25 protein-coding genes and 1 tRNA gene are annotated in these 22359 nt (G+C 65.7%); 13 read left to right on the top strand and 13 right to left on the bottom strand.

The features are described from left to right. Positions 1-61 precede the first annotated feature (61 nt). The 8 genes from asd to ADE01S_RS06670 all read left to right on the top strand — a co-directional run bounded on the left by asd (position 62) and on the right by ADE01S_RS06670 (position 7603). Complete coding sequence (asd, locus tag ADE01S_RS06705; RefSeq protein ID WP_062680760.1) at positions 62-1192, top strand: aspartate-semialdehyde dehydrogenase; 1131 nt, start codon at positions 62-64, stop codon at positions 1190-1192. 259 nt (positions 1193-1451) lie between these two features. Beyond that, positions 1452-3413: a type IV pilus assembly protein FimV gene (locus tag ADE01S_RS06700; protein ID WP_062680758.1), complete on the top strand. Its 1962-nt coding sequence runs from the start codon at positions 1452-1454 to the stop codon at positions 3411-3413. Positions 3414-3416: 3 nt separating this feature from the next. Further along, positions 3417-4226: a tRNA pseudouridine(38-40) synthase TruA gene (truA, locus tag ADE01S_RS06695; protein ID WP_062680755.1), complete on the top strand. Its 810-nt coding sequence runs from the start codon at positions 3417-3419 to the stop codon at positions 4224-4226. A 53-nt stretch (positions 4227-4279) separates the two neighbouring features. After that, the gene (locus tag ADE01S_RS06690; protein ID WP_062680753.1) at positions 4280-5377 is read left to right on the top strand and encodes a TRAP transporter substrate-binding protein; all 1098 of its coding nucleotides are present in this window, start codon (positions 4280-4282) and stop codon (positions 5375-5377) included. A gap of 50 nt (positions 5378-5427) precedes the next feature. Then, complete coding sequence (locus ADE01S_RS06685) at positions 5428-6123, top strand: phosphoribosylanthranilate isomerase (RefSeq protein ID WP_255220859.1); 696 nt, start codon at positions 5428-5430, stop codon at positions 6121-6123. 169 nt (positions 6124-6292) lie between these two features. Beyond that, positions 6293-6369, top strand: a tRNA-Val gene (locus tag ADE01S_RS06680). Positions 6370-6695: 326 nt separating this feature from the next. Next, the gene (locus ADE01S_RS06675; RefSeq protein ID WP_062680749.1) at positions 6696-6902 is read left to right on the top strand and encodes a cold-shock protein; all 207 of its coding nucleotides are present in this window, start codon (positions 6696-6698) and stop codon (positions 6900-6902) included. A 503-nt stretch (positions 6903-7405) separates the two neighbouring features. After that, positions 7406-7603 carry a DNA-3-methyladenine glycosylase gene (locus tag ADE01S_RS06670; RefSeq protein WP_228468203.1) on the top strand — a complete coding sequence of 66 codons (198 nt, stop codon included), beginning with the start codon at positions 7406-7408 and terminating at the stop codon, positions 7601-7603. A 199-nt stretch (positions 7604-7802) separates the two neighbouring features. On the opposite strand, the gene ADE01S_RS31135 is transcribed toward ADE01S_RS06670, so the two are convergent. Together ADE01S_RS31135 and ADE01S_RS31750 are read right to left on the bottom strand one after the other, a co-directional pair. Next, complete coding sequence (locus ADE01S_RS31135) at positions 7803-8240, bottom strand: hypothetical protein (protein WP_075873415.1); 438 nt, start codon at positions 8238-8240, stop codon at positions 7803-7805. Between the two features lie 268 nt (positions 8241-8508). After that, positions 8509-8670, bottom strand: a complete 162-nt coding sequence (locus ADE01S_RS31750) for a hypothetical protein (RefSeq protein ID WP_165695647.1) — start codon at positions 8668-8670, stop codon at positions 8509-8511. Positions 8671-8820: 150 nt separating this feature from the next. Here ADE01S_RS31750 and ADE01S_RS06660 point away from each other — a divergent pair, with 150 nt between their 5' ends. After that, on the top strand, positions 8821-9117 hold the full coding sequence (locus ADE01S_RS06660) for a hypothetical protein (RefSeq protein WP_062680745.1): 297 nt from the start codon (positions 8821-8823) through the stop codon (positions 9115-9117). After that, positions 9107-9385: a hypothetical protein gene (locus tag ADE01S_RS06655; protein ID WP_062680743.1), complete on the top strand. Its 279-nt coding sequence runs from the start codon at positions 9107-9109 to the stop codon at positions 9383-9385. The genes ADE01S_RS06660 and ADE01S_RS06655 overlap by 11 nt, the downstream gene beginning before the upstream one ends. A gap of 189 nt (positions 9386-9574) precedes the next feature. Here the strand turns inward: ADE01S_RS06655 and ADE01S_RS06650 are convergent, their stop codons facing one another. Both ADE01S_RS06650 and ADE01S_RS06645 read right to left on the bottom strand, forming a co-directional pair. Further along, entirely contained in the window at positions 9575-9832 is a 258-nt protein-coding gene (locus ADE01S_RS06650; protein ID WP_062680741.1) for a hypothetical protein, read from the bottom strand. Between the two features lie 103 nt (positions 9833-9935). Then, the gene (locus ADE01S_RS06645; RefSeq protein WP_242663452.1) at positions 9936-11354 is read right to left on the bottom strand and encodes a ferredoxin reductase family protein; all 1419 of its coding nucleotides are present in this window, start codon (positions 11352-11354) and stop codon (positions 9936-9938) included. A 148-nt stretch (positions 11355-11502) separates the two neighbouring features. Here ADE01S_RS06645 and ADE01S_RS06640 point away from each other — a divergent pair, with 148 nt between their 5' ends. Beyond that, a complete protein-coding gene (locus ADE01S_RS06640; RefSeq protein ID WP_062680739.1) occupies positions 11503-11736 on the top strand; it encodes a hypothetical protein in 234 nt (77 codons plus the stop codon). 78 nt (positions 11737-11814) lie between these two features. Here the strand turns inward: ADE01S_RS06640 and ADE01S_RS31485 are convergent, their stop codons facing one another. Next, positions 11815-12120, bottom strand: coding sequence for a CrpP-related protein (locus ADE01S_RS31485; protein ID WP_087881456.1), 306 nt, complete (start codon positions 12118-12120; stop codon positions 11815-11817). Between the two features lie 237 nt (positions 12121-12357). Here ADE01S_RS31485 and ADE01S_RS06630 point away from each other — a divergent pair, with 237 nt between their 5' ends. Together ADE01S_RS06630 and ADE01S_RS06625 are read left to right on the top strand one after the other, a co-directional pair. Then, positions 12358-13071 carry a tetratricopeptide repeat protein gene (locus ADE01S_RS06630; RefSeq protein WP_062680736.1) on the top strand — a complete coding sequence of 238 codons (714 nt, stop codon included), beginning with the start codon at positions 12358-12360 and terminating at the stop codon, positions 13069-13071. Positions 13072-13097: 26 nt separating this feature from the next. Further along, positions 13098-13493 (top strand): YbaN family protein, encoded by a 396-nt coding sequence (locus tag ADE01S_RS06625; protein ID WP_075873416.1) that lies wholly within the window; start codon positions 13098-13100, stop codon positions 13491-13493. An 18-nt stretch (positions 13494-13511) separates the two neighbouring features. Here ADE01S_RS06625 and ADE01S_RS06620 read toward each other — a convergent pair whose 3' ends face one another. The 8 genes from ADE01S_RS06620 to ADE01S_RS06585 all read right to left on the bottom strand — a co-directional run bounded on the left by ADE01S_RS06620 (position 13512) and on the right by ADE01S_RS06585 (position 22295). After that, positions 13512-15293 (bottom strand): IlvD/Edd family dehydratase, encoded by a 1782-nt coding sequence (locus tag ADE01S_RS06620; protein ID WP_062680734.1) that lies wholly within the window; start codon positions 15291-15293, stop codon positions 13512-13514. A gap of 45 nt (positions 15294-15338) precedes the next feature. After that, complete coding sequence (locus ADE01S_RS06615; RefSeq protein ID WP_062680732.1) at positions 15339-15629, bottom strand: cupin domain-containing protein; 291 nt, start codon at positions 15627-15629, stop codon at positions 15339-15341. Between the two features lie 51 nt (positions 15630-15680). Further along, positions 15681-17312 (bottom strand): ABC transporter ATP-binding protein, encoded by a 1632-nt coding sequence (locus ADE01S_RS06610; RefSeq protein WP_062680731.1) that lies wholly within the window; start codon positions 17310-17312, stop codon positions 15681-15683. Positions 17313-17321: 9 nt separating this feature from the next. Further along, positions 17322-18161, bottom strand: a complete 840-nt coding sequence (locus ADE01S_RS06605; RefSeq protein WP_062680729.1) for an ABC transporter permease — start codon at positions 18159-18161, stop codon at positions 17322-17324. Beyond that, a complete protein-coding gene (locus ADE01S_RS06600) occupies positions 18158-19165 on the bottom strand; it encodes an ABC transporter permease (protein WP_062680727.1) in 1008 nt (335 codons plus the stop codon). The genes ADE01S_RS06605 and ADE01S_RS06600 overlap by 4 nt, the downstream gene beginning before the upstream one ends. Positions 19166-19257: 92 nt before the next feature. Further along, positions 19258-20832: an ABC transporter substrate-binding protein gene (locus ADE01S_RS06595; protein ID WP_062680725.1), complete on the bottom strand. Its 1575-nt coding sequence runs from the start codon at positions 20830-20832 to the stop codon at positions 19258-19260. Between the two features lie 229 nt (positions 20833-21061). Next, entirely contained in the window at positions 21062-21808 is a 747-nt protein-coding gene (locus ADE01S_RS06590; protein ID WP_062680723.1) for a FadR/GntR family transcriptional regulator, read from the bottom strand. 220 nt (positions 21809-22028) lie between these two features. Then, complete coding sequence (locus tag ADE01S_RS06585; RefSeq protein ID WP_062680721.1) at positions 22029-22295, bottom strand: hypothetical protein; 267 nt, start codon at positions 22293-22295, stop codon at positions 22029-22031. Positions 22296-22359: the final 64 nt, after the last annotated feature.

Genomic DNA, 22359 nt, shown 5'->3' with positions numbered 1-22359 from the left:
TGATGAATTGCACGGCTTTTTCTTCCCCGGACCTTGTCTTCACCTTTAAAGAGCGATTGAAATGAATCAAGCAGTAGGCCTTGTCGGCTGGCGCGGTATGGTCGGCTCGGTGCTCATGCAACGCATGCGCGACGAGAACGACTTCGCACTGATCGAACCGGTGTTTTTCTCCACCAGCAACGCTGGCGGCGCCGCGCCCACTTGGGCCGATGGCGCGGGCCCGCTGCAGGATGCCTACGATATTGACGCTCTGAAAAAACTGCCGATCATCGTGACGGCGCAAGGCGGCGACTACACCTCCGAGATCTATCCGAAGCTGCGCGGCGCCGGCTGGAACGGCATCTGGATCGACGCGGCCAGCACCCTGCGCATGGCCGACGACGCCATCATCGTGCTGGACCCGGTCAACCGTCCGGTCATCGACGCGGCGCTCAAGCGCGGCGTGCGCAACTTCGTCGGCGGCAACTGCACGGTCAGCTGCATGCTGATGGGCCTGGCCGGCCTGTTCAACAACGACCTGGTCGAATGGATGACGACCATGACGTACCAGGCGGCCTCGGGCGGCGGCGCGCAGCACATGCGCGAGCTGCTGACCCAGTTCGGCGAAATCAACCAATCCGTCAAGCCGCTGCTGGACGACCCCGCGTCGGCCATCCTGGAAATCGACCGCGGCGTGCTGGCCAAGCAGAAGGATCCGGCGCTGCCCCACGAACATTTCGGCGTGCCGCTGGGCGGCAACCTGATTCCCTGGATCGACAAGGACCTGGGCAACGGGATGTCCAAGGAAGAGTGGAAGGGCGAAGTCGAAACCAACAAGATCCTCGGCCGCGGCGCCGCCTTCGGCACGGCTGCCACGCCGATCGACGGCCTGTGCGTGCGCATCGGTGCGATGCGCTGCCACAGCCAGGCGCTGACCATCAAGCTCAAGCGCGACCTGCCGATCGACGAAATCGAGGCGCTGATCGCCCAGGGCACGCAATGGGCCAAGGTGGTGCCGAACACCAAGGAAGCCACCGTCGCCGCGCTGACGCCGGTTGCCGTGACGGGCACGCTGGACATCCCCGTGGGCCGTCTGCGCAAGCTGTCGATGGGTTCGCAGTACCTGGGCGCCTTCACCGTGGGCGACCAGCTGCTGTGGGGTGCCGCCGAGCCGCTGCGCCGTATGCTGCGCATCGCGCTGGCCGAAGCCTGACGCCGCGCCGGGCGGCGGCGCGCGCCGCCCGATCACGCGAATAAGGCAAGCAGGGGCACCTTCGGGTGCCCTTGTCGTTTGCGCGGCCGCGGCGATGTGTGGCGGATGTGCATGCCAGCAGGCCTCGACGGGCCTTTCAGGTTTGTGAAATGCGCATGATCCATTACACTTTTCCCGTGAATTGGTGCCGGTTCCCGCGGAGTTTTTGCGCGAATCGGCATCAGCCCGTAATTCGACTACAAGAACGGAATTCCAGCTTATGACCCAGCGTTCGCGCCAAGTGAAGCATGCCCGCCGTTTGAAAGCCCTGCAGTGGGCGATTGCGTTGGCGATCGGCTCAAGCGTGTGCGGGTCGGCGTTGGCCATGCGCGTGGGGCATTCGCGGGTGGTTTCCGTGCCGGGCGCGCCGCTGCAGGCGGTGGTGGGATTGCAGGAACTGACACCCGACGAAGTCTCGTCGCTGAAGGTCGCGGTTGCCGACGAGGCCGCGTGGCAGCGCGCCGGCCTGAAGCCGCCGGTGCCCTTGGCCAGCATGGTGGTGCGCATCGAGGACGGCATGGACGCCACGCGCAAGAACCTGCGCGTGCGGGCCTCGCAGCCGCCGGCCAGCGGCGCGGTGGATCTGCTGCTGGACATCAGCTCCAGCTCCGGACAACGGCAGGTGCAGGTCAGCATCCTGGTGCCGTTGCGCGGCACCACCGCCGAGGTAACGCCGGCGGCGGTCGGCACGCCGTCCCGCCAGGCCGGCACCCGATCGGTCAATGTGAAATCCGGCGACAACCTGTTCGCTATCGCCCAGCGCAACGCGGTGCCCAATGCCTCGGTCTATCAGATGCTCGTGGCCCTGTGGCGCGCGAATCCCGAGGCGTTCATCCAGAACAACATGAACCTGGTGCGTGCCGGCGAGAAGCTGAAGATTCCGGACGCCGCCACCGTGCGCGCGGTGGACCCGGCCGAAGCGCGCCGGATCTTCAACGAACATGCCGAAGCCTTCGCCAAGTACCGTTCGCGGATCGGCGCGGCATCGGCCGCCAATCCTTCCGTGGTCCAGGGGCAGGGCGGGGCGTCGGGCAGCGTCGCCCCACCGAGCGGCAACGGCGTGGCCACGGCGACGCCGCCGCCGCAAGACCGCGTGCGCCTGTCCGCGGGCCAGGCCCAGGACAGCGCCTCGGCGCAAGCCGAAGCCCAGGCCGACGCGCGCACCTCCAACCAGCGCGCCATGGCGGACGTGCAGGGGCGCGTGGACCAGTTGCAGAGCAACGTCGACGATTTGAACAAGGCCGTCGGCCAGTTGGGCGCCGCCGGTGCTTCGGGCGCCGCCGGTGCTCCGGGGACGCCGGGAGCAGCGGGTGCTCCAGGTGCAGCAGGCACGCCGGGTGCAACAGGTACTCCAGGTGCGGCAGGCACGCCGGGTGCAACGGGTACTCCGGGTGCAGCAGGCACGCCGGGTGCAACGGGTACTCCAGGTGCAGCAGGCACGTCGGGTGCAACGGGTACTCCAGGTGCGGCAGGTACGCCGGGTGCAGCAGGCACGCCGGGAGCAACGGGCACTCCAGGTGCAGCAGGTACTCCGGGCACGACAGGTACTTCGGGTGCAGCAGGTACTCCGGGCGGGGCAGGTACTTCGGGTGCCGCAGGTACTCCGGGCGCGACTGGCGCTCCGGGCGCGGCAGGTACTCCGGGCGCGACTGGTGCTTCGGGTGCAGCAGGTACTTCGGGTGCAGCAGGTACTTCGGGTGCAGCAGGTGCTTCGGGTGCAGCAGGTACTCCGGGTGCAGCAGGTACGCCGGGCGCGGCAGGTACGCCGGGCGCGGCAGGTACTTCGGGTGCCGCAGGTACTCCGGGTACAGCAGGTACGCCAGGCGCAGCAGGCACTCCGGGCGCAGCGGGCACACCGGGCGCCGCAGGGACGCCGGGCGCTTCGCCGGACAAGCCGGCAGGCACCCCGCCGAACAAGGACAGCGCGTCGGACATGCCGGCCTGGCTGGCCGATAATCTACTCGTCATCGTCACCGCCGTGCTGGCGCTGATCGCGTTCGCCATAGCCTGGCTGCTGCGCAGGGCCGGCGCCAGGCGCGGCGACGACGACGAGGAAACCGACGCCTATAACGAGCCAGTGCTGGATACGGCAGCACTGAACCGCAAGCTCAACAGCATCAATCTCGACCTGGACGAACCGCCCACGGACGAACCGCGCCGTGTCGGCGGTCCACGGGTTTGATACATGTCTAGAGTTGCTTTGGGGCTGGCGTATGACGGCTCCGCCTGGCAGGGTTGGCAAACACAGCCGCACCGGCAGACGGTGCAGGACACGCTGGAAGCCGCCTTGGGAAGTTTTTGCGGTGTCGAGGGCACCGTGCCGACGATTTGCGCGGGGCGCACCGATACCGGCGTGCATGGCGCCATGCAGGTGATCCATCTGGACACCGGGCTCGACCGGCGGATGGAGTCCTGGGTGCGGGGCGTGAACGCCTTTCTTCCGCCCAGCATTTCCGTGCAGTGGGCGCAGCCGGTGTCGGACGAGTTCCATGCGCGGTTTTCCGCGCGCGCGCGCACCTACGTCTACCTGCTGTGGCGCGGCCGGGTGCGCCCGGCGCTGTGGGCGGGCCGCGCGGGCTGGTGCTTCCAGTCGCTGGACGTGGACGTCATGCGCGCCGCGGCGAATGCCTTGCTGGGCGAGCATGATTTTTCCAGCTTCCGTTCCTCGCAATGCCAGGCCAAGCATCCGGTGCGCCACCTGTACCGGCTGGATATCGAAGAGCGCGGGCCGTTCCTGGTGTTTACGCTGAAGGCGAACGCCTTCCTGCATCACATGGTGCGCAATATCATGGGAGCGTTGTTGCAGGTCGGGCAGGGCAGGGAGACGGTCGACTGGATGTCCCAGCTCCTGTCCTGGCGCGACCGCAAGCGCGGCGCGCCAACCTTTGCGCCGGACGGGCTTTACCTGTCCGCCATCGATTACCCCGACGTATTCGGATTGGAAGAACTCGACGGCGGATCGCAGCTGCTGTCGCCGTTTACTCAAACCTATTAGGGAAGCCGCCGGCGACGGCGACGCCTTTCCGTGCCCGATGGAGGCCTTACGCCATGCGACGCCGCGCGTTTTTGAAGCAGACCGCCTTGGGAGCCGCCGCCGGCGGCGCCACCCTCGCGGCCCCCGTTTTCGCGCAGGACGCTCCGACGGTCGCATGGCGCCTGGCTTCCAGCTTTCCCAATGAATCGCCGACGCTGTTCGCCGGCGCGGAGGACGTCGCCCGGTACGTGGCCGAAGTGACGGACGGGCGTTTCAACATCGAGATATTCCCGGCGGGCGATCTGGTGCAGCCGGGCCAGGTGCTGGAGGCCGTGCAGCATCGCGTCGTCGATTGCGGGCATACGGCCTCGACCCGCTATTTCGATATCGACCCCGCGCTTTGCTTCGATGCGGGCGTGCCGTTCGGCCTGAACACCCGGCAGATGAACGCCTGGATGACGCAGGGCGAAGGCCTGGCGCTGACGCGCGTGCTGTTCGACAAGTACAACATCCTGAACTTTCCCTGCGGCTATACGGGGGCCCAGATGGGCGGCTGGTTCCGCGGTGAAATCAAGACCGTGGACGATCTGCGCGGACTCAAGGTGAAGGCCGGCGGATTCGCCCGCCACGTGCTGGCGCGGCAGGGCGCGACGCCCGTCGAGGTCCCGGCCGCGGAAACCTATGCGGCGCTGGAGCAGGGCGTCGTCGATGCGGTGGCCTGGATCGGCCCTTACGACGACGAGAGCCTCGCCCTCTACAAGGTGGCCAGGAACTATTACTTCCCCGGCTGGTGGGCGGGCACCTTGCAGCTGTCGCTGTACGTGAACCAGGAAGCCTACGACGAACTGCCCAGGCCGTACCAGTCCGCGCTTGCGCTCGCCTGCCGCATGGCCACGGGCAACATGATCGCCAAGTACGACGCCGGCAACCCGGATGCGCTGCGCCGCCTGGTCGCTCGCGGCGCGCAGTTGAAGGCGTTTCCCCGGCCGGTCCTGCAGGCCAGCTATGAGGCGTCGCTCGCCGCGTACAAGGAAATGAGCGCCAAGGACCCCATGTTCAAGAAACTCTACGAGAGCATGGTCGCGTTCCGCGATAAAGAAGTGCCCTGGTTCCGCCTGGCCGAAGGCAGTTTCGATAACCTCGTCGCGACCCTGGGCCAGCCGGAGTCCTAGGCGCGCCGGATATACTGGTCCCACCCGTCGCGCCCGCGACGACGCCAGTGATGAATTCCATGCGCACACGCATCAAGATCTGCGGATTGACCCGCGAACAGGATATCGACGCCGCCGTCGCGGCCGGCGTCGATGCGATCGGTTTTGTTTTCTATGCCAAGAGCAAGCGTTGCCTGACGCCGTTGCGGGCCGCGCAACTGCGCCGCGCGGTGCCTGCCTTCGTCGATGTGGTGGCGCTGTTCGTGAATCCGGCGGAAGACGAGGTGCGCGCGGTGCTGGATCAGGTCGGCCCCGAATTGCTGCAATTCCACGGCGACGAAACGCCGCAGGACTGTGCCCGCTACGGGCATCGTTTCCTGCGCGCCTTCCGCGCCGGCGCGCCGGGCCTCGATACCGCGGAAGACCTGGCATCCGCATGCCGCGCCTACGGCGAGGCCGCGGGGTGGCTGTTCGACAGCTATAGCGCGGGCTATGGCGGCAGCGGACACGGCTTCGACTATGCCTTGCTCGACGACGTGAAGGACGATCCGGTGTCGCGGCCGCTCATCCTGTCCGGCGGCCTGAACGCCGAAAACGTAGGCCAGGCCGTGCAAACGCTGCGGCCTTGGGGCGTCGATGTCAGCAGTGGCGTCGAGGTCGAGCAAGGAATAAAAAGTTCTGATAGAATCTCGCTCTTCGTTGCTGCGGTGCAAGCCGCAGACGCGAGATTGAAGAGCGAAGCAGTGCTGATGAATAAGCAGCATTGAGTAGTGTGAAAGCGCTCTGATTGAGTCATGGATAGACGCCCGGTTGCAGCCATTTGGCCGCAGGCGCGACGCAAAGGCCAAGACCCTTCGGACGCAATGAAAAATGCAAAAAATCTTCCAAGACGATTTGCACAGTTCAAAAAAGCACTATATAATGCTTCTTCTTTGCAGGCGGTTAGCTCAGCTGGTTAGAGCGCCACGTTGACATCGTGGAGGTCGTTGGTTCGATTCCAATACCGCCTACCAAATTCCTGCAAAGTGGTGCCTGGCACCGCCTGAAAAGCCGCTAAGTCATAGACTTACGCGGCTTTTTGCTTTTCCGCCGCGCATCAGTGGCGCGGGCTTTTCACGGCTCCCTGTTCCGCGGTAAATCCGATTCAAGTCCTTGGCGGGCTCTAAATGGAAACGTCGGTTGACTTTCAAGGATGCCGCGCCCATAGTGGGTTAACAGCTTTTCGAGCATCGCGATTTTCGTCCGGTTTTGTGCTCTCTTCAGGGTGCTTCATTGTTCGCAGTCCTTTCCTTGACTAGCTCCGTTTTCGGGCAGTGCCCGCTATTCAAGGAGTAGACATATGGAAACCGGAATTGTTAAGTGGTTCAACGACGCGAAGGGCTTTGGATTCATCATGCCCGAGAACGGCGGCAAGGACCTATTCGCTCATTTCTCCGAGATTGTCAGCGACGACGGTCATAAGGTCTTGGTTGAAAACCAACGCGTCAGCTACGTGACGGCAGAGGGAGCCAAAGGCCCGCAGGCGACGAAAATTCGCGCACTGTGAACAGAGCCCTAAGCAAGTGAATTCATAGGAGGGCTTATGTTCCATAACAACATGGTCTACAAAGGATATCGCTTAACGGCGAGTGTCTCCCGTATATCGGTTGGTGGAAGCCGTCGGCCCGCTTTTACTGCGACTGTGGCACTAGGGGCTGTGGCGGATCAATACGGATTGAATGAGTCGCACCTGGTTCCATTTTTTGCATCGGGTGGATCTGTTTCAAGCCCAGTGATTGCGGTCGATACGGCTATTAATCACGGACGTTATTTGGTCGACGCACATTCGCACGCTGCCTGACCCAGGCTAAGCTGACGAGTACTACCGGTCACACAACTTATCGAGCCCTGTCTGGGAAACCGGCCAGGGCTTTCGCTTTTCTTGGAACACGTGCGAGACCCGGTTCACGATGATCTTGAAATGCTGGGAATGACACTTGCGCAGCTTGAATGCGGCATCGGGCTGCGACTGTCGAGGGCATTATGGACCGGGAAGACCTATTGGCGAGGATGCTGACCAAATCGGTGACGCTGAGCAGTTTCGATGATTGGGTCGATATTCTTACCGACTACGCGGAGCATCTGAATTCGGTCAAGGACAAGCTATCGGCGGGAGACATTGAGCGCTTTGTAAGCGTGGGGGCGTCGTTTTACCGTACCTTGGCTCGCGCCGAAGCGTATCGTGTCAACAGGCCGGCAGTGCCATAGGCCGGTCGTTATGAGGCGGGCTCCTTCTCGCCGGAGGCGACCGCTATGGTGCCGTGAGAGCCGATATTTCCCATCGCGAAGCTGCGGCGTCACTGGCTCGCGCGCCGGAAAATCATCCCCGTCAAGGCTTGCAGCCTGGGGCGTCCTCTAAGCGCGCGCTCTCGCAATCGCGGCTCGGATCAAGGGCAAGCGGGCTGGGCTATCCAGCCAATTTCATCGAGATGTCGGCGTGCGTGCCGCGGTCCAAATCGACTCCTGGTCCGGCCGTATATTCGGGAAGATCAAGCAATTCCCCTGCAACTTCACCGGCCTCAATTCGGCGAGTGATGTCATCGAGCAGCAGCGTGCGCGAAGCGAACCCCCGGCCCGTGAGATTTCGGACGAACAGCCGATAGGCCAAGTTGGGCTCGGCTCCTTTCATAACGCCGAAGTCAAAAATCCTGCCTTGTTCATTCCGAAGAAGCAGGTGTCCAGGACGAGCATAGATTCTGTACACACGCCAAGGCGACATAGTCGCCGCGTGCGGAGCGGACGGACGCGCTCGGTGGCCATCGTCAGGCTTGAACGACGCGGTCAACGGGAGGAATTTTCGGCAAGTGGTAATGAGGCGGGCAAATGACTTACTGAACGGCTTCATGATGGGAACGGCCTAAATGAATCGAGGCACGGTGTGGCTGCGACATGGCGGAGCTGCCGACCAGATTTACGTTTTGATTCGGGGACTGGTTGGCCTCTATTGCGGCCTTTGACTAGCGCGGAGATATCGTGGGTCGGATCGATACACGACAACGCTGGCTCTCGCAAATGTGCGACGAGTCAGCGTCTGTTCACAAACTTTCAGTCATCCATCAGCAATTGGGCGGCTGTGGTTCCGTGGCAGGAATGGACCGAAAGCGTGCGATTCGCTACTGGGGGGTACGTTGCTTTAGCGGATCGTTCTGCGCTTGCTTGCGAGCCGCTTCTTCTTTTTGTTCCTGGCTTTGCTGTTCTTGCTGTTTGTTGGGCTGGTCATCCTGACCAGGTTGGGTGGGAGGACCTGCAGCGCTGTAGCGGGTAGGAAATGTCATGATATTTGCCTTTTGGTTGTCGTGACGAATGCCACATCCCTACAGTACGCTCTGCGGCAGGTCTGACCTAAGACTAATTTGAAACAGCGTAAGTCGCGCGGCGGTGGTTGTCCTACACTGATTTTGTCCACTCATCCAGGAGGCCGCGCCATGTCACAGACAACGAGTACGAAGGCGTTGGAGCGCTGGGACGATGAGGGGGGATCGCAACTGATTTCCCTCGCCCGGTCGTTCGCGATCGAGGAATTCGAGGAGTCGGAGCGCCGAATTCTCGCTTTTCTCGGGGCATCGATATTGAGTCTCTGGGATGAGCTCCCGCCCGATGCGCGTCAGCGGGTATTGAATCGTGAGATCGCTCAAGCAGCATTCGACAGATCCGCACTCAAGGCGAGGATTGCGCGCATCGCCGGGGGAGTTCCTTTTTCGGGGGAAAAACATGACTCGTGATCCTGAGGACTCGGACATTGAGCGCTGGCTCAATGAAGGTGGCGTGCGATTACCCACGTCAGTGGAGATGCTGGATGCTGGGGTACTTGACGAAGGCGAGCGGCGGGTCATTGCTTGCCTTGGCGCAGCGATCTTGAGCGTATGGCATGAAATGCCGAGTGAAATCCGGAGGAAGGTGCTACAGAGTGCCCTCAGCACGGCCACCTATGACGCCGCGTTGCTAAAGGGAAAGGTCGCCATGTTCCTGCGGGGCGACAGAGAGCATTAGCGCAAGCGCCACCCCCGCTGGGAAGACAGGGTCGAATGGACGGGAACTCCGCCCGGCGCCAGGGCGATTTAGGGGCGTGGTTGGGCGCAGGCATTCTTGCACGGTGCTGCCAGGCACGGCAAAAGAGAAGGCCGCCAAGCCTCGAACTTGGCGGCCTTTTTTCTTTTCGGTGCGACTGGGGCGCCGCTCTCAATCCGGGGTTTTCATCGCACTCGCGATCGAGTCCAGCGCATAGCCGATGTTCTGCAGGACTTTCGCGGTGGTGATGCGTGTGAACTCGTCGGATGCGGTCTTCATGAACGCGGCGATCAGTTCCGGATGTTCCCTGGCGTAGCCATCGCCGAAAACCGCGTCGATCTGGGTTTCAGCCGCCCGCAAGTAGCTTTCCGCGCGGCTATGGGCATGAGTGAACAGCGTGTCGAGGTTGGCTTCAATGAATTCAGGCATGGGGGTCTCCACTGGCGACAGTTGGAAGCTCCAAGGCTAGCACCAGGGCCCGGCGCCCGCACGAAAAAAAACGCCAGGTCCCGGGCCTGACGTTTCGTCGTTTTCAGCGCATGGCGAACGATTCGCGATGCACTCGCCAGCGGCGCGGCGCGTGGCCTTGCAGCGCCTCGCCCAGGCCCCGCGGACCGCAGAACCAGATATCCAGCGGCCCGGTTGTGTCGGCCTCCAGGGCCTGGGGCGTGAGGCGTTCGCCCCGCGCATCGCTGTGCACGGTGAGGGCCACCGGCGGCTGGGCGCTTTCGCACAGGGCGCGCAGGCGGGGCAGCAGCGGATCCGCCTCGGCGTCGCGGGTACAGTAATGCATCCGCGCGGGCTGCCGGCCGGCGGGCGCCGTGCCGGCGCCGGGTTGGCGCGCCTCCAGCAGCGCGAGGAACGGCGTGACGCCGACGCCGCCCGCCACCCAGACCTGCTGCCGCTCGCCCTTGCCCTGGCCGTCGAAGCGGCCGTAGGGGCCTTCGATGTCCACGCGCTGGCCCGCCCGCAGGCGTCGGCTCAGGCTGCGCGTGTAGTCTCCCAGCGGTTTGATGACCAGGCGCAGCAGGGGCGCGCCGCGCTCGTCGGCGCCCAGGCTGCCGGGCGCGCTGGCGATGGTGAAGGGGTGGGCGCCTTCGTTGCGGTCGAAACGCACGAAGGCGAATTGCCCCGCGCGATGCCCGGGCCAATTGGCGGGAAGCGCGCAGATCACCTCGACCGGCGCGCCCTCGCCGCCGTCGCCGAGGACATGCACCGTATGGATGCGCCCCGCATGGCGCCGCGACTGGCCGATCCAGCCGGCCAGCGACCACAGCGCCGCCACGCTGCCGAGCGCCAGCAGCGCGCCCATGAGCAGGCCCATCGGGGCGGCCCAGAAGCCCAGGGGCATCAGTGCCACCGTGTGGAACGCCAGGGCCAGGAACAGCAGGGGCATGGCGCGGTGCAGAATGCGCCAGGGCTTGTACGACAACAGCCGGGTCAGCAGGGTGATGGCCACCATGGCCAACAACAGGTAGAACGCCCATTCGCCGAGGTCCTTGGCGGTGCCCCGGAAGTCCGTGAGCCAGGGCAGCACGGCATCCCGACCGGGCCTGGCGGCGGTTCCCCACAGGGTCTTGATCCACCCGCTGGATTCCTTGGCTCCCCAATGCAGGATGGCCGTGAGGGCGGCGCCGATGCCGGCCCATTTGTGCAGCCGATAGACCTGGTCCATGCCGCCCAGTGGACGTTCCAGCCAGGGCAGGCGCAAGGCCAGCAGCAGGGTCAGGGACATCAGGCCGATGCTCCAGAGTCCCGAAAGATACAAGGCGTGCTGGCGTAGTTGCCACCAACCCGCGGCGGCGTCCGGCGCGGCCGTGCCGAGCGGCGCGACCGCCAGCCAGGCCAGGGTAATGCCCAGCAGCCAGATGCCGATAGCCATCTTGATACGCATGATGTTCTTCTTCCAGTGGTTGCGGTGCCGGCGCTCATGCCGGAGGTGCGGAACCATTCTGGGCGCCTTGGCATGAACCCGTTCTGAAGGCGCCGTTCATCCGCCGTTCAGGGTCGAGGCCCGGCCGCGCCGGCCGGCGGCGTGCGTCTAGGCATCGGCGGCGGAATTGGCCTACGATAAAAAGTCCGGGGCACGGAGGCGTACCATGGACCCAATCGATCCGCAGGCATACCGGAGCACGCTCGTCGTGCGGCCTGGCCGCGGCGGCAAGTTCGAATGGGAAATCGTGACGCGTTCGGTCAAGACGGGCGACGTCGTCCAGGTGGAGCGCGGCGAAGACCATGCGTATGACACCTGGGATGCCGCCATCGCGGCGGGCAACAAGGCCGCGCGGGCCTACCAGCCGAACGATCCGCCCATGTTTCGATTGCCGGACTGAGGGGCGCGCCGGCCGCCTCTTCCGAATCGGCGACGCCCCGGCCCGCTTGGCTGGGGCGTATCAGCCTTTGCGGCGTGCTCAGCGCTTGCGCTGCCCGTGATGCGGCAGGATGGCCGGGGCCCGCGGGCCTGCGCCCATCCTGCCGTTCGGCCAGGGCTCGGTGGAACGAGGTACATATCGCGGACGGCCGCCAGGCGGTGGTTTCCATTTCCCGGCTTGCGTCATCCAGCCGGCTTCCCAGGCCTCGACCTTGTCGCGCCACTCGGCGATGGTTTCTCCCGTATGGGCGGGCATGGCGTCCGCGCGGTAATACGGACAATCCCAAAAGGTCAATCCTTCGCGGGCGGCTTGCGCGCCCTGCTTTTGGATGTCATCGCGTTGCATTGCAAAACCCTCCAAAAGTAGATGAACCGGGCAATCAGTATGGCGTCAAACTTCAATGATTCGCAATAGTATTGCCGTACTGGTTGCATGCGAAGCCGGCACTAGGGCCTGTGCCCCCTAAAAGGAGCCTCGCATGCGCGCCCAAATGAATGCCTCTCCACCTTGCGAATGCCCGCCGGGGCCTGAGCGGCGCGCTACGGTATATTGCGGTGTTCCTTCAACACGGACTTGCCATCCATGCGTCAGACCGCCAGGTCCATTTTGTTCATTCCCGTCTTGTGGCTGGCCGGCTGCGCGGCGGGTGGTCCGGCCGCGCCCCAGGCGCGGATCGACGAGGCGCCGATGTACGGGGGCGTGGACCGCTCGGCCGCCGCCGACCTGAGGGCGGCCGACGACAAGCTGATCGCCGGGGCCACGGAATCCTTCGGATCGCGGGCGGGCGCGGCGCGGGCCTGGGTGGAACAGGGCTATCGCTACTATCAGGCGGACCGGCTGGACATGGCCATGCGCCGCTTCAACCAGGCGTGGTTGCTGGACCCGAAGAACCCCGAGGTCTATACCGGCTTTGCCGCAGTGCTGCACGACCAGGGCAAGTTCTGCGACGCCATGAACATGATGGATCGCGCGCTCAGCCTGGATGCGCCGACGTTCCAGGGCATCTACGCGGACGCCGGCCGGACCGCCGCGCGCTGCGCCGCGGAGGACAAGACGCTGCCGCCCGAAGCGCGGGTGGCGGCCACCCTGCGCTCCGACGCGCTGTATCGCAAGGGCGAGCAGGTGGAACCGGACAAGGGCTATCTCTATTCCTCATGGGCGACCGCCTTCTATTGGCGGGGCCAGTACGCGGACGCCTGGTCCATGATCTTCAAGGCGCGCGCCGCGGGCGGGCAGCCTGGAGACAAGTTCGTGGAAATGCTGCGCATGAAAATGCCGGAGCCCGCGCGGCCCTGAGCGGCGCGCCATACCCGCCGCCCATCATGATGAGAGTTCTGTGGCTATGCCTGGGCTGCCTGATGCTGGCATTGGGCGTCATCGGCGCTTTCCTGCCGGTCATGCCCACGACGATTTTCCTGATCCTGGCGGTGGCCTGCTTTTCGCGGTCCTCGCCCAGGCTGGAAAAATGGCTGCTGGACAGCCCGACCTACGGCCCGGCCCTGCGCGCCTGGCGGGACCAGGGCGCGGTGTCGGGAAAAGGCAAGGCCTATGCCTGTCTGGGAATGGGGGTCGGGTACGTGCTGTTCTGGTGGGGCGCGCATCCGTCGTGGCAACTGGCCGCCGCGGTCGCGGTTTTCTTCCTGGCCAGCGCGGCCTATGTCGTCTCCCGGCCGACGCCTCGCGAACCAGGCGCTGGCGGCGAGCCGCCTCGCGACTAGGCGACGCCGCCGGCGGCGTCAGTGCGAATGCCTGGGGTCGCCGCGGGTCTCCACGACCCTCAGGTACAGGGTGGCGGGTTCCAGGCAGCCGCCGGTCGACAACTGGCCGACCAGTTGCCGGTACAGCTCCTGCCACGGCGTTTGCGACTCGGGCGCCTGGTAGCCGGGGCGTTGCCGGCGCCGCTCCAATTCCTTTTCGTTCACGAGCAGCGTGACGGTGCGCTGGTTCAGGTCGACCCGGATCCGGTCGCCCGTCGCCAGCAGCGCCAGGCCTCCGCCCACCGCGGCCTCGGGCGACATGTTCAGGATGGAAGGGCTGGCCGAGGTGCCGCTCTGGCGTCCGTCGCCCATGCAGGGCAAGGATTCGATACCGCGCTTGAGCAACTGCGAAGGCGGCGCCATGTTGACCACTTCCGCGCTGCCCGGGTAGCCCACGTCGCCGGCGCCGCGGATGACCAGAATGCAGTGCTCATCGATGTTCAGGGCCGGGTCGTCGATGCGCGCGTGGTAGTCCTCGGGCCCTTCGAACACGATGGCGCGCGCCTCGAAGGCGTTTTCCGAGCCGGGCTCCGACAGGTAAGCGCGGCGGAAATCGTCGCCCACCACCGACATCTTCATGATCGCGCTGTCGAAGAAATTGCCGGACAGGACGATGAATCCGGCGTGATGCTTGAGCGGGGCGTCGCAGCTGCGGATGACGTCGGCGTCGTGGGTGCGGGCGCGGGCGGCGATGTCGCCGATGGTCTTGCCGGACACGGTGGGGCAGTCCAGGTGCAGGCGGCCGGCCGCCGCCAGCTCATGGAGCACGGCGGGAACGCCGCCCGCGCGATGGAATCCTTCGCCCAGGTATTCGCCGGCCGGCACGCAGTTGGCCAGCAGCGGCACGTCTTCGCCCAGCCGCTGCCAGTCGTCCAGGCTCAGCTCGATGCCGGCATGGCGCGCGATGGCGATGAGGTGGGGAGGGCAATTGCTGGAGGCCCCCAGCGCGGACGCGACGACGATGGCGTTTTCGAAGGCCCGCCGGGTCAGGATATGGCTGGGTCGGACGTCGGCGCGGACCATGTCGCAGATGCGCATGCCGGTGGCGTAGGCCATCTGGCCGCGTTCCCGGTATGGGGCGGGAATGCTGGCGCAGGTGGGCAGCGACATGCCCAGCGCCTCGGCCAGCGAATTCATCGAGAGCGCCGTGCCCATGGTGTTGCAGTGTCCGATCGACGGGGACGAGGCGGTGGCCAGGGTCATGAAGCCTTCATAGTCCAGCTTGCCGGCGGCCATCAGGTTGCGGGCATGCCAGATGACCGTGCCCGAGCCCACGCGCCGGCCTTCGTACCAGCCGTCGAGCATCGGTCCGCCCGAGAGCACGATGGCGGGGATGTCGACGGTGGCCGCGGCCATGAGGCAGGCGGGCGTGGTCTTGTCGCAGCCCGTGGTCAGCACCACGCCGTCCAGCGGATAGCCGTGCAGGATTTCGACCAGCCCCAGATAAGCCAGGTTGCGGTCCAGGGCGGCGGTGGGGCGGCGGCCCTGCTCGGCCAGCGGATGGACGAAAAACTCCATCGGGATGCCGCCGGCGTCGCGGATGCCGTCGCGGATGCGATCGGCCAGGGCCAGATGGTGGCGGTTGCAGGGCACCAGGTCGCTGCCGGTCTGGGCGATGCCGATGATGGGCCGCCCCGATTGCAGTTCCTGTCGCGTCAGGCCGTAGTTGAGGTAGCGCTCGACATAGATGGCGGTCATGTCGGCGCGCGCCGGGTCGTCGAACCATTTCTGGCTGCGCAGCTTGCGGGGAGTCTGTGGCATGGGAACCTCCCTTGCGCCCGTCGAGTGGCGGCCCGGCCGCTCCCGCTACGCGCGCTTGAGTTCGATTTCGACGAACACGAATTCGGTTTCGCCGGGGTTGATGACATTGTGCTCCACACCCACCGGGCGGTAGTAGGCCACGCCGGTGGTGAGCTGGCTGGTGACCTGGCCGTCGGGCGTTTCCAGCAGCAGCGGGCCGGTGGTCTGGGGCACGACGACGTAGTTCATGCCGTGGCGGTGCCATCCCGTTTCGCCGCCGGGCGGAAAGCGCCATTCGGTGACGGTGACCTGCTCGTTGTCGATCTGCACGGTCGGCTTGGCGGCGGGGCGTTGCATGGAAGGTTCTCCTGGGTGTGTGGAAATGAACGATGAGGGCGAAGCCGCGGCTCAAGCCGCCTTCGCCTGGGAAGGATCCCAGTGCTGGCCGGGCACGGCGGCGATGAGCTGCCGCGTGTAGGCATGTTGCGGGTCGTCGAAGATCTGCGCGGGCGAGCCGTATTCGACGACCTTGCCGCGGTGCATCACCAGCACGGAGTCGCAGATCTGGGCGGCCACGCGCAAGTCGTGCGTAATGAACACCAGCGCAATCTTCAGGCGCCGCTGCAGATCGTGCAATAGTTGCAGCACCTGCGCCTGCACCGAAACGTCCAGCGCCGAGACCGATTCGTCGGCCACCAGCACCTTGGGCTCCAGCGCGAGCGCGCGGGCGATGCCGATGCGCTGGCGCTGTCCGCCCGAGAACTGGTTGGGATAGCGGTCGAAGGCGGAGGGGTCCAATCCCACCAGCGACAGCAATTCGCGTGCCCGCGCTTCGGCCTGCGCGCGCGGCGTGCCGTTGGCCACGGGCCCGTCGCTGATGATGCGTCCCACGGTATGGCGGGGGTTGAGAGAGGCGTAGGGATCCTGGAAGATCATCTGGATGTCGTGGCGCAGCGGGCGGAAGCGCGCCTCCGGCATGGCGGCGATGTCCTGCCCGTTGAAGACCAGCTGTCCGCCGTCGATGCCGACCAGCTTGAGCAGGCATTTGCCGATGGTGGATTTACCCGAGCCGGACTCGCCCACGATGCCCAGGGTTTCGCCGCGCCGCACGCTGAAGCTGACGTCGTCCACCGCGCGCACTTCGCGCTTCCCGCCCAGCCAGGCGCGCCCGATTACGTAGGTCTTTTTCAGGTTCCTGACCTCCAGCACGGGCGGGTCGTCGCCGGCCGCGGCGCGCTCGTTGGCGCGGCGTTGCGGCACCGCGGCGATCAGGCGCTGCGTGTAGGGGTGGCGGGGCCGGTTCAGCACGTCGTCCGCGGGCCCCTGTTCGACCAGGATGCCTTTCTCCATCACGGCGACGCGGTGGGCGATCTCGGCCACCACGCCGAAATCGTGGGTGACGAACATCACGCCCATGCCTTTCTCCTTCTGGATGCGGGCGATGAGCGCCAGGATCTGCGCCTGGGTGGTGACGTCCAGCGCGGTCGTGGGTTCGTCGGCGATCAGCAGCGCGGGTTCCAGCGCCAGGGCCATGGCGATCATCACGCGCTGGCGCTGCCCGCCGGACAGCCGGAAGGGGTAGACGTGGTAGAGCGTGGCGGGATCGGGCAAGCCTACGAAGGCGAGCATTTCCAGCGTGCGCGCCATGCGCTGGGCGCCCGGGTAGGCGTTGTGCACGCGCATGACCTCGCTGATCTGCTCGCCCACCGTCATCAGCGGGTTCAGCGCGGACAGGGGCTCCTGGAAGATCATCGCCATGTCCTTGCCGCGCATGGCCAGCAGGGCCGCTTCGTCCTGCCGCAGCAGGTCCTGGCCGCGGAACAGGATGCGCCCCTGCTGGGGCGTGAGATAGTCGGGAAGCAGGCCCATGATGGCGTTGGCGCTCATGGATTTGCCGGAGCCCGATTCGCCGACGATGCACAGGATCTCGCCGGCGCGTATGTCGTAGGAGACGTCCTGCACCGCATAGGCGCGGTCGCCGCCGCGGGGCAGGGCGATGCTGAGATTCTGGACGGACAGCAGGGGCGTGGATTCGGTCATGGCGTTTCCCTATTCGCCGCGTTTGCGCAGTTGCGGATTGAGCGCGTCGTTCAGCCCTTCGCCGATCAGGTTGATGGCCAGCACGGTCAGCAGGATGGCCACGCCGGGCCAGACGCTCATCCACCAGGCCTCGCGGATCATGGTGCGCGCGGCGCCGATCATGAAACCCCAGCTCATCAGGTTGCGGTCGCCCAGGCCCAGGAAGGACAGCGCGGATTCGGTCAGGATGGCGGTCGCCACCATGAAGGACGCCGACACGATGATGGGCGACATGGCGTTGGGCAGGATCTGGGTGCCGACGATGCGGGCCGGCGTCTGCCCGATCACGATGGCCGCCTGCACGAATTCGCGCTGCTTGAGCGTCATGAATTCCGACCGCACCAGGCGCGCGGCGGGCGGCCATGAAACGACCGCGATGGCGCCCATGATGGAGTAGACGGAGGGGCTCAGGATGGCCACCAGCACGACGGCCATGGCGAGTTGCGGAATGGTCTGGAAGAATTCGGTGAAGCGCATCAGCGCATCGTCCAGCCGCCCGCCGCAGTAGCCCGCCACCGCGCCCACCAGGATGCCGAAGGCCAGGGCCACGGCGGTGGAAAGCAGGCCCACCATCAGCGACACCCGGGCGCCCCAGACCAGGCCGGCGGTGATGTCGCGCCCCAGCATGTCGGTGCCGAAGGGATAGTCGGCGTTGGTGAACGGCGGGATCAGCGGGTCGGCCACCATCATCCAGGGCGATTCCTCGTACAGCAACGGGGCGGCCAGGGCCACGACGACCACGATCAGCATGATGGCCAGGCCGGCCACCGCGCCGTAGTTGCGCATATAGCGTTGGGCGAAAGCCTTCATGCGGCGGCTCCTTGCTGCGCGCCCGCGGCGATGCGCGGGTCGATGAGGCGGTACAGCACGTCGGTCAGCAGGTTGAAGACCACCACCATGATGGACGTGACCAGGAAGATGCCCAGCAGCAGCTGGTAGTCGCGCTGCAGCAGGGCGTCGAACATCAGCCGGCCGATGCCGGGCCAGGCGAACACCGTCTCGGTCAGCACGGCGCCGCCCGCCATCTGGCCCAGCTGGATGCCGGCGAACGTGATCACGGGCAGCAGGGCGTTGCGCAGCACGTGCGCGCGGATCACGCGCCCCGGGCTCACGCCTTTCGCGCGGGCCGTCTTCACGAAGTCCATGCCGATCACTTCCAGCATGGAGGCGCGGGTCAGGCGCACGTAGACGGCCATGAAGAAGCAGCCCAGCGTCACCGTGGGCAGGACCAGGTGCTGCGCGATGTCGGCGGCGCGGGCCCAGCCCGTCAGGCCGGCGCCCACGGTCTCCATGCCGAAGGCCGGCAGCCAGCCCAGCACCACCGAAAACAGCAGGATGCCCATGAGCGACAGCCAGAACAGCGGCGTGGCGTAGAGCAGCAGGGCGCCCGTCATGACCGAGCTGTCGATCCAGCGGCGCTTGTTGCGGTAGCGGGCCTTGGCCGCCACGACGCCCAGGAACACGCCCAGCACGATGGAGAACACGAAGGCGCAGGACATCAGCAAGAACGTGGCGGGCAGGCGTTCCACGATCAGGTCGAGCACCGGCACGTGGTTGCGGTAGGAAAAGCCCAGGTCCAGCTGGACCACGCCCTTCAGGTACAGCAGCAGCTGGGTCAGGATGGGCTTGTCCAGCCCGAAGGCCGCGCGCAGCTGTTCGACGTAGGCGGCGTCGCCCGCGCCCGCCTGGCCCGCGAGCACGGCGGCGGGGTCGCCGGGCGCCAGGCGGATCAGGAAGAAATTGATGATTACCACGCCCAGCACGACCACCAGGGCCTTGCCGACGCGGGACAAGAGGAAAGACAGGAATTTCATGCTGGGGCTCCTCCGTGGACGGGCGGGGCTCGTTTCCGTCGCGCTGCCGGGGAGCCGCCGCGATCGGCCGCGGCGGCTCCCCGAGGTCGCGCTTACTTCTCGATGTACACGTCGTCGAAGCTCTCGTTCAGGCCGATGGCGGTCTTCACGAGGTTCTTCACGTTGGCGCGATACAGGGTGGGGAACTCCATGTCGACGAGAAAGCCGTTGGCGATGTCATTGACCAGCGTGGTCTGCAGCCGGGTGTAGATTTCCTGGCGCTTGGCGGCATCCACTTCCGAGGCGGCGGCTTCCCAGAGCTTGTCGGTCTCGGGGTTGCTGTAGCCCTGCACGTTGGCGAACGGCGAGCCCTTCACGATGTTCGACGAGATGTAGAGCCGCTGCACGCCCAGCGCGGGGTCGCCGTACTGGTAGGTGAAGGTGGTCGTCATGTCGAAGTCCCAGTTGCCGGTGCGGCTGGCCCAGCCGCCCGCGTCGGTGGATTCCACGTTCACCTTGAAGCCCAGTTGCTCCAGGGCCTGCTTGGTGTACTCGCCCAGCCGGTCCCAGGTCGATCCGTAGGGGAAGCTCAGCTGGCGGATCGTGTAGTCCTCGGGTTTGATGCCGGACTCCTTGATCAGCGCGCGCGCCTTCTTCATGTCGAAGGGCAGGGCCGGCATGTTCTTGTCGTAGAACATCTCGGTGGTGACGAAGGGGCTGGTGGACACTTTGCCCAGGCCGAAGAAGATGTTGTTGACCACCATGTTGCGGTTGATCGCGGCCATGACGGCCTGGCGCACCTTCAGGTTGTCGAAGGGCGGCTTGCGCATGTTGAAGATCAGGTAGGCCTGGGGCGAGAACATCTCCCAGCCGGCCGTGGTGTATTCCACCTTGGGCAGGGCGCGCAGGCGCTTGATGTCGACGTTGTCCACGTCGCCGCCGCGCAGCACGTCCACGCTGCCGCGCTCGAACGCCACCGCGCGCGAGGCCGCGTCGGGAATGACGTTGAACACCAGCTCGTCCAGGTAGGGCTTGCCCGGCTTCCAGTAGTCGGGGTTGCGGGTGAGCTTGATGTATTCGCCGCGCTTCCATTCCTTGAACATGAACGGGCCCGTGCCGACCGGCTTCTGGTTGGCCGGGTTGGTCATGTAGTCGGTGCCCGCGTACAGGTGCTTGGGCATGATGGGGGCGAAGCCCGGCTCGAACATCAGCATGAAGGCGGGGAAGGGCGTCTTCAGCTTGACCACCACCGTCTTCGCGTCCGGCGCCTGCACCGAATCGACGAACTTGTTCAGGATCACGCGCGCCCGGGCGTGGGTCTTGGGCAGCATGTCCGCCAGCGAGAACACCACGTCTTCGGAGGAAAAGGGCTTGCCGTCATGCCACTTGACGTTCTCCTGCAGGTGGAAGGTGTAGGTCAGGCCGTCGGGCGACGCTTCCCAGGACTTGGCGAGGCCGGGCTGCGGCTTGAGTTCGGTGGAGTAGGTCAGCAGGCTTTCATAGATCTTGCCCGCGACAAATTGCGTGGGCCCCTGCTGGTTGATGGCGGTCACGATCACGGGCGGCTCGGGCTGGACGATCATGTTCAGCGTGCCGCCCTTGGTCTGGGCCAGGGCCTGCGTGGCGGGCAGCGCGGCCGCCAGGGCCAGGGCGCCGAGCTTCAGGTAGAACCATTTTTGCGATTTCACTGCGAGCCTCCGGGCTGGAAAAGGGTGTGACAGGTGTCTGCCGTCGCGCGGCGTATGCCATGCGCCAGCAAGCAAACCTCATGCCACCTGCGTTTTCAGGGGTACTTCGGGTGGAGCCGCTACAACAATGCTTCGTCTGGGTGCTCTTCAACGCGCCGCGCACCAAAGCGGCGACACCGGCGGTGCGCGGGAGGCGCGATCGGGAATGCGCTGCGGCATGGCGGTGTCCTTATGGATGGGAGTGGGCGTTGCGCGGGGTGCTGTCGTCGCCGAAGTCTTCCCGCAGGCGCGCCAGGATGCCGAGCAGGTGCGCGTGCATGGCGTGCCGCGCGCGGATGGGATCGCGCGCCTGGATGGCGACCAGGATCCGCTGATGTTCGGCATGCGCCGCCGCCCAGACCTTGGTATTGACGAAATAATCCTGCATGCGGCTGTACACGGAGCTGGCCTGCGTCAGCTCCCACAGCCGGGCCACCGCGGCCGCGACGGCGGCGTTGCCGCAGGCGGCGGCGATGGCATTGTGGAATTCGCGGTCGTGCCGGCCCGGGGAGTCGGTGAGCGACATGCTTTCGTGGGCGTCGCGGATGGCCGCGATCTGGGCCGGGGAGGCCTGCTGCGCGGCCATGCCGGCGCATTCGGGCTCGATCAGCATGCGCGCTTCCAGCAGGTCGAAGGGGCCGATGTCGTCGTGTTCCCGGGCCGCTTGCCCGGGGGCGCCGGACGCCGCCGGGAAGCCGGCGCCGTCGCGGATCACGAAGACCCCGGTTCCCACCCGCACTTCGACGTAGCCTTCGATCTCCAGCGCGATCAGGGCCTCTCGGATGGAGGCGCGGCTGACCTGGAGCTGCTCGGCCAGTTCCCGCTCGGAAGGCAGGCGGCCGCCGCGAGGGAATTCGCCCGCCCGGATCCGGCCGGCGATCTGGTCGGCGATCACGCGATAAAGGCGGGTGACGGCAACGGATTGGAAGGAGTTCATCGATTGGAAGAGCGAGAACGCATGCCAGTGGTCAGGCCACCAATATAGGCACCTCCTTATTGAATAAGAAGGGAAATTTCGTATTTCAAGGGAAAACGATCACAGGGATTCCACCTCTTACGCAGCGGTGGTCAGGCCAGATAGGGCCGGTGTGATGTCGGGGGAGGGGGAGGGAGAAAAGCGTGTCGGGCGCGCCGGGGCCGGCGCGCCCGACGCGGGCCTACTGCGCGTCGGCGCCCGGTTCGGGCGTCTGGGTGAAGGCGCGCACCAGGCGGGCGATGCCGTCCAGTTCGTCATGCGCGCCCGCTACCCATTCCGGGGTTTCGAAGGGACTGTCCCCGGGCGTGTCGTCCAGGCTGGCCTTCAGGTCGTTGAGCAGCTCCAGCGCCATGCCGGTGGCTTGCGGGGAGCTGCGGGTGGACAGGGCGATGGCGATCGCCAAGGCCTGGCGCATGGCCAGCAGGCGGCCATCCAGTTCGGTGCCCATGGTGGTTTCCTCGTTTTGCGGCTTGAATGGCCTCATTTTACGGGCCAAGGTTTGCGCAAGATCA

This window comes from Achromobacter denitrificans NBRC 15125 (assembly GCF_001571365.1).
In the GTDB taxonomy this organism is placed as follows: domain Bacteria; phylum Pseudomonadota; class Gammaproteobacteria; order Burkholderiales; family Burkholderiaceae_B; genus Achromobacter; species Achromobacter denitrificans.
This window is presented reverse-complemented; position numbering and strand designations above follow the sequence as displayed.

What these genes read in the sequence shown, in the direction of transcription:
- asd (WP_062680760.1), top strand. Translation starts at nt 62, where the DNA reads ATGAATCAAGCAGTAGGCCTTGTCGGCTGGCGCGGTATGGTCGGCTCG.
- ADE01S_RS06700 (WP_062680758.1), top strand. Translation starts at nt 1,452, where the DNA reads ATGACCCAGCGTTCGCGCCAAGTGAAGCATGCCCGCCGTTTGAAAGCC.
- truA (WP_062680755.1), top strand. Translation starts at nt 3,417, where the DNA reads ATGTCTAGAGTTGCTTTGGGGCTGGCGTATGACGGCTCCGCCTGGCAG.
- ADE01S_RS06690 (WP_062680753.1), top strand. Translation starts at nt 4,280, where the DNA reads ATGCGACGCCGCGCGTTTTTGAAGCAGACCGCCTTGGGAGCCGCCGCC.
- ADE01S_RS06685 (WP_255220859.1), top strand. Translation starts at nt 5,428, where the DNA reads ATGAATTCCATGCGCACACGCATCAAGATCTGCGGATTGACCCGCGAA.
- ADE01S_RS06675 (WP_062680749.1), top strand. Translation starts at nt 6,696, where the DNA reads ATGGAAACCGGAATTGTTAAGTGGTTCAACGACGCGAAGGGCTTTGGA.
- ADE01S_RS06670 (WP_228468203.1), top strand. Translation starts at nt 7,406, where the DNA reads ATGCTGACCAAATCGGTGACGCTGAGCAGTTTCGATGATTGGGTCGAT.
- ADE01S_RS31135 (WP_075873415.1), bottom strand. Translation starts at nt 8,240, where the DNA reads ATGAAGCCGTTCAGTAAGTCATTTGCCCGCCTCATTACCACTTGCCGA.
- ADE01S_RS31750 (WP_165695647.1), bottom strand. Translation starts at nt 8,670, where the DNA reads ATGACATTTCCTACCCGCTACAGCGCTGCAGGTCCTCCCACCCAACCT.
- ADE01S_RS06660 (WP_062680745.1), top strand. Translation starts at nt 8,821, where the DNA reads ATGTCACAGACAACGAGTACGAAGGCGTTGGAGCGCTGGGACGATGAG.
- ADE01S_RS06655 (WP_062680743.1), top strand. Translation starts at nt 9,107, where the DNA reads ATGACTCGTGATCCTGAGGACTCGGACATTGAGCGCTGGCTCAATGAA.
- ADE01S_RS06650 (WP_062680741.1), bottom strand. Translation starts at nt 9,832, where the DNA reads ATGCCTGAATTCATTGAAGCCAACCTCGACACGCTGTTCACTCATGCC.
- ADE01S_RS06645 (WP_242663452.1), bottom strand. Translation starts at nt 11,354, where the DNA reads ATGGTTCCGCACCTCCGGCATGAGCGCCGGCACCGCAACCACTGGAAG.
- ADE01S_RS06640 (WP_062680739.1), top strand. Translation starts at nt 11,503, where the DNA reads ATGGACCCAATCGATCCGCAGGCATACCGGAGCACGCTCGTCGTGCGG.
- ADE01S_RS31485 (WP_087881456.1), bottom strand. Translation starts at nt 12,120, where the DNA reads ATGCAACGCGATGACATCCAAAAGCAGGGCGCGCAAGCCGCCCGCGAA.
- ADE01S_RS06630 (WP_062680736.1), top strand. Translation starts at nt 12,358, where the DNA reads ATGCGTCAGACCGCCAGGTCCATTTTGTTCATTCCCGTCTTGTGGCTG.
- ADE01S_RS06625 (WP_075873416.1), top strand. Translation starts at nt 13,098, where the DNA reads ATGATGAGAGTTCTGTGGCTATGCCTGGGCTGCCTGATGCTGGCATTG.
- ADE01S_RS06620 (WP_062680734.1), bottom strand. Translation starts at nt 15,293, where the DNA reads ATGCCACAGACTCCCCGCAAGCTGCGCAGCCAGAAATGGTTCGACGAC.
- ADE01S_RS06615 (WP_062680732.1), bottom strand. Translation starts at nt 15,629, where the DNA reads ATGCAACGCCCCGCCGCCAAGCCGACCGTGCAGATCGACAACGAGCAG.
- ADE01S_RS06610 (WP_062680731.1), bottom strand. Translation starts at nt 17,312, where the DNA reads ATGACCGAATCCACGCCCCTGCTGTCCGTCCAGAATCTCAGCATCGCC.
- ADE01S_RS06605 (WP_062680729.1), bottom strand. Translation starts at nt 18,161, where the DNA reads ATGAAGGCTTTCGCCCAACGCTATATGCGCAACTACGGCGCGGTGGCC.
- ADE01S_RS06600 (WP_062680727.1), bottom strand. Translation starts at nt 19,165, where the DNA reads ATGAAATTCCTGTCTTTCCTCTTGTCCCGCGTCGGCAAGGCCCTGGTG.
- ADE01S_RS06590 (WP_062680723.1), bottom strand. Translation starts at nt 21,808, where the DNA reads ATGAACTCCTTCCAATCCGTTGCCGTCACCCGCCTTTATCGCGTGATC.
- ADE01S_RS06585 (WP_062680721.1), bottom strand. Translation starts at nt 22,295, where the DNA reads ATGGGCACCGAACTGGATGGCCGCCTGCTGGCCATGCGCCAGGCCTTG.